The organism is Flavobacterium sp., assembly GCF_044371705.1.
Lineage (GTDB): Bacteria > Bacteroidota > Bacteroidia > Flavobacteriales > Flavobacteriaceae > Flavobacterium.
Genome location: NZ_JBILTE010000191.1, coordinates 1 through 4,892 on the forward strand (window position 1 = coordinate 1; position 4,892 = coordinate 4,892).

4 protein-coding genes are annotated in these 4,892 nt (G+C 35.5%); 3 read left to right on the plus strand and 1 reads right to left on the minus strand.

The window, feature by feature from the left end:
- The 3 genes from ACIQ2S_RS11345 to ACIQ2S_RS11355 all read left to right on the plus strand — a co-directional run.
- A partial coding sequence (locus tag ACIQ2S_RS11345; protein WP_396176058.1) for a gliding motility-associated C-terminal domain-containing protein occupies positions 1-1,206 on the plus strand: 1,206 nt, incomplete at its 5' end.
- A 19-nt stretch (positions 1,207-1,225) separates the two neighbouring features.
- Complete coding sequence (locus ACIQ2S_RS11350) at positions 1,226-2,173, plus strand: type IX secretion system membrane protein PorP/SprF (RefSeq protein ID WP_396176060.1); 948 nt, start codon at positions 1,226-1,228, stop codon at positions 2,171-2,173.
- A 9-nt stretch (positions 2,174-2,182) separates the two neighbouring features.
- Positions 2,183-4,057, plus strand: a complete 1,875-nt coding sequence (locus ACIQ2S_RS11355; protein WP_396176062.1) for an OmpA family protein — start codon at positions 2,183-2,185, stop codon at positions 4,055-4,057.
- Positions 4,058-4,207: 150 nt separating this feature from the next.
- Here the strand turns inward: ACIQ2S_RS11355 and ACIQ2S_RS11360 are convergent, their stop codons facing one another.
- Positions 4,208-4,780 (minus strand): pentapeptide repeat-containing protein, encoded by a 573-nt coding sequence (locus ACIQ2S_RS11360; protein ID WP_396176064.1) that lies wholly within the window; start codon positions 4,778-4,780, stop codon positions 4,208-4,210.
- Positions 4,781-4,892: the final 112 nt, after the last annotated feature.

A 4,892-nucleotide genomic window follows, 5' to 3' on the forward strand; every position in this document is an offset into this window, starting at 1 on the left:
TCGAATGTATTTATAGACTTTGTTATAATTCCAATTCCTACCCTTGAACCTTCAAACCTATCACCTAGCATTATATGTATAGGTCAAGACAGTATTATTCAAATTACGGGGGCTACAAATTTACCCCATGGTAATTATGAGTTTTTATGGACCATTTCCAATGCAGTTCCATCTACTGGCAGCACAGGTCCAATAACAATAACCAATGGTTCCGGTGAATTTACCATTCCAGGCTCCGTATTTCCGGCACCTGACACCTATGTTTTAACTATCACTGCCATTAACAGTGAATTAAGTCCATGTGATAATTTAAGTCCAAATCTGCAAACCATAATTAATGTACTTCCTTTACCAAGTATTGATGCGGCACAAGTTGTAATGGGTGTAACTTGTTTAAATAGTGAAATTACAGTTTCAATAGCAAATGCTTCTAATTTAAGTGACGCAACCTATCAATTGACCTATACTTTAGCTGGTACGATTTCCAATACAGCTACCATTCCGGTAGATTTTACTGCAGGTGCTGCTAGTTTTACACTACCAGCTGCTAATTTTTCTCAGATTGGAGCTTATACATTGACTATAGCCGATATTCTCTCACAAACCACAACTATTTGTGGGACTTTTGGCAATAGTTTTCCCCCCACAGATTTTACTTTGGCAGCTGTGGGACCACCGCAGTTAATTGATTTGGGAAATACTTTTTGTGATGATATAACCGCTACTGTAGCTGATTTAACTGCCAATGTTGTTGGAACACCTAACGTTAATTGGTATGATGCACCGGTTGGAGGAAATTTAATTGACCCGTCAACGCCATTAGTAGATGGAGGAATTTATTATGGTGAACAAATTTTAGGATCTGGTTGTGCGAGTGACATTAGATTAGAAGTTACTGTTGAAATTATCAATTGCAACGAATTAGTCATTCCTGATGGGTTTTCTCCAAATGGGGATGGTATCAATGACAATTTTATAATTAAAAATATTAGAGATTTATATCCTGCGTTTACCTTAGAGGTATTCAATAGATATGGAACAGTGCTTTACACAGGTGATATATCGTCACCAGATTGGGATGGTGCAGCTCAGAAAGGCGCAGTAATTGGCGATTCTAAATTGCCAGCCGGAGTTTATTTCTTTATTATAAATTTCAATGATGGTGTTAGAAGTCCGTATCAAGGTAGAGTATACCTTAACAGATAATTAGAGCAATACAAATAGAATGATGCAAAAAAGATTTAAATATTTACTTGTTCACATTGGAATTTTACTAACTGTATTTTCGGTACATGGTCAGCAAGATCCCCAATTTACGCAGTATATGTATAATATGAGTGTAATTAATCCGGGTTATGCTACATCTGACTTAGATATTTTGAATTTTGGAGCTTTATATAGAGCCCAGTGGGTTGGATCAACAGGAGGTCCAACAACCGGCTCCTTTTTTGCACACGTTCCTCTAAATGAAAAAATAGAAGTAGGAGGCACCATCGTGCACGACCAAATTGGTGATGTAGTGAAAGAAACAAATGTTTATGCAGATTTTGCCTATAATATAGCTATTAATGAAACAAATAAAATTTCCTTCGGTGTAAAGGCCGGTGCCACATTTTTCAATACTGTATTTGATGGATTCATTTACTCAGACCCATTACCTGATCCGACATTTGCAAATAATATCAGTCAAGTTTTTCCTAATATTGGTGTAGGTGCTTTTTATTACGGCGAAAATTACTATTTAGGATTATCCAGTCCAAACTTGCTTAAAACAAAGCATTTAGAAGATGAAAGTGGTATTGTGGCAACAGGTGTAGAAGAAATTCATTATTTTTTTACGGGAGGTTATGTTTTTGATATCAATGAAGACATAAAATTTAAACCTGCTTTTATGATGAAGTCGGCCATTGGTGCTCCTGTATCTTTTGATGTTACAACTAATTTCCTTTTATATAACATTGTAGAAGTGGGTGCTGCCTATCGTTGGGATGACTCTGTGGGTGCTCTGTTTAATTTTAAAATATCAAAAGCATTGCGAGTTGGATATGCATATGATTATACCATTTCTAATTTGGGAAGATTCAATTCGGGCTCACATGAAATCATTCTTTTATTTGATTTGGATAGAAGTAAAAATAAAAAGGGATATGATAAATCTCCAAGATTCTTCTAAAACGCATCTATGAAATTTAATATATACATAGTATTATTCTTTTTTGGAGCTAGTTTTTTAGGCTTTTCCCAATCTAGAAGTGTAAAAAAAGCCGATAAGTTATTTGCACAAAAGGCTTATGTAGAAGCAGCAGCTATTTATCAGAGATCCAAACCAAGTCAGCACGTCTTGCAAAATTTAGGTGACAGTTACTATTACAATGGTGAAATGCAGAATGCAACATTGGCTTATGGCAATTTGTTTGCAACCTATAAGGACAGTCTAAAGCAAGAGTCCTATTTTCGTTACGCACAGGCTTTGAAAGCAATTGATGACTATAAGAAGGCAGATGAATTAATGTCGGGATTTTTAAAGCACGCGGTAGATACAGATAAGTTCAGAAAGAACCTTAACAATATTGTACCATTTAATTACGAAGTAAAACCGATGACGCGAAATGCTTCAAACGGTGATTTCGGATTGTCTTATTTTGGAGATAAGGTGGTTTTTGCTTCTGTAAGAAATGATAAAAACCCTATTTATGCTTGGAATAATAAACCCTATTTGGATTTATACCAAGGTACAGTTTCCAAGGATGGTATTTTAGAAAATATTTTGCCTTTTGCAGATGAAATCAATACCGAAAAGCATGAAAGCTCTGCTACTTTTAATAAAGAAGGCAATTTTATGTATTTTTCTAGAACTAGTGATAAAAGGGTGATGGTTGGTGAAGAATTAGTAGCTACTGTTCAGTTGTATCAGGCCGAATTTAAAGACAGTATTTGGACCAATATCGTACCACTACCTTTTTCAAGTGACCAATATTCAACCATGCATCCGGCTCTCAGTAAAGATGAAAAACGTTTGTACTTTTCGAGTGATATGCCGGGAACCTTGGGGTCCTTTGACATTTTTTATGTAGACATTGCAGATGACGGTTCGTATGGCACACCTGTTAATTTAGGATCAACCGTCAATACGCCTCAAAGGGATCAGTTTCCCTATGTTACCCCAAGCGGAATTTTATATTTTGCATCCGATGGCCATCAGGGACTAGGAGGTTTAGATTTGTTTATGACCCGAACCTATGACGATGTGTATGTGAAACCAATCAATTTGGGCGAGACAATCAATAGCGGGATGGATGATTTCTCTTATATTGTTGACGAAGATAATAATACCGGTTATTTGGCTTCTAATAGAAAAGGATCAGATAATTTGTATTCGTTTGTACGCAAAGAAAATCCACGTAAATTCACTGTAGAAGGGGATGTTAGAGATAAAAACACCAAGGAATTATTGCCGGGAGCCATTGTTTCATTATATGATGAAAACGAGGTGTTAATTGGACAGTTAGTGGTTAGCGAAACAGGTGATTATACATTTAATTCCGAACCCAACAAACGTTACAGAATTGAAGCGGAACGTGATTTTTATATTTCAAAAACAGAATACATCGAAACACTCGACGATGGAAGAATCAGGTTTAATATTGAATTAGAAATCGAATCGTATGATGATGCGGAGGATATAATTATTACAAAAGGCGACGGTTTGGTATACATCCAACTGGAAAACATTTATTTTGATTTAAACAAATCCGAAATAAAAGCAGATGCAGCTCGCACGTTGGATGTGTTGGTTGAAATCATGAAAAAGTACCCACGAATGGAAGTGGAATTGGGAGCTCATACTGATTCAAGAGCCTCTGACGCATACAATCTTCGTTTGTCAAATGATCGTGCACAAGCAGCTACAGAGTATTTGGTGGCAAACGGCATTAATAAAAAGCGACTGCGTTCCATTGGTTATGGCGAACGAGTGCAGTTGATTAAATGTGGAAGAGATTGTACCGAGGAAGAACATTCTATTAACCGTCGGGTAGAATTTATCATTACCAAATAAAGAGGATTACCTGATGAAGATGTTTAAAATGTACGAGAATGTCAAACTGAACTCGTTTCATCTTCTTTAAACTATTAAAAATAAATGCGTTTAGATTCCGAAATAAATTCGGAATGAAATAATCGTACTTTTAGGACACCTTCTTTTGTGTTATTTAATAACCAAATCATATTTGGCGACTAATCCTCTTAAACCCTCGGTAGAAAATATAGCTTTTTTTACTTTGTTTTTATCAGGATCAATAATAAAATCGTAACTGGTGTAAAAATCTGCTTTTTGTAAATTGGTGTCAATAAAAACGGCTCTTCTCAAATTGCAATGATCAAATAAAGCTTCTGTTAAATCGCTTCCCATAAAATCGACAGCTACCATACTGCAGTTAATAAATTGCATTTTCTTAAGTTTTAATGCATAGAATTGGGTGTAATCTAACAGGCAATCAGTGAAGTTAAAATTATAAATTACTTGATCGGTCATGGCAAAATTTACTGCGGTAAAATTACAACCAACAAACTGCACATCCCGAAGGGAAACAAAATTGATTTTGGTTTCTTTGAAATTGCATTCGTAAAAGGTACATTCTACAAATACTACACCTGTAAAATCGCAAACTGTAAAATCACAGTTTTTAAAAATGCAGGCTTCAAATTCTTTGTATCGAATACCGGAGTTATCAAATATGCGGTCGGTTATTTCTTCGTTGATGATATAATCTAATGCCATGTGCTTTTATTTAGAACTAATGCTACAAAGAGACTATTATTTTGGCAGTAATCCAATATAAAAAGTGTTTATTCGTGACCTTCGATGGGATTAACTCCGTTGATCCAGAATG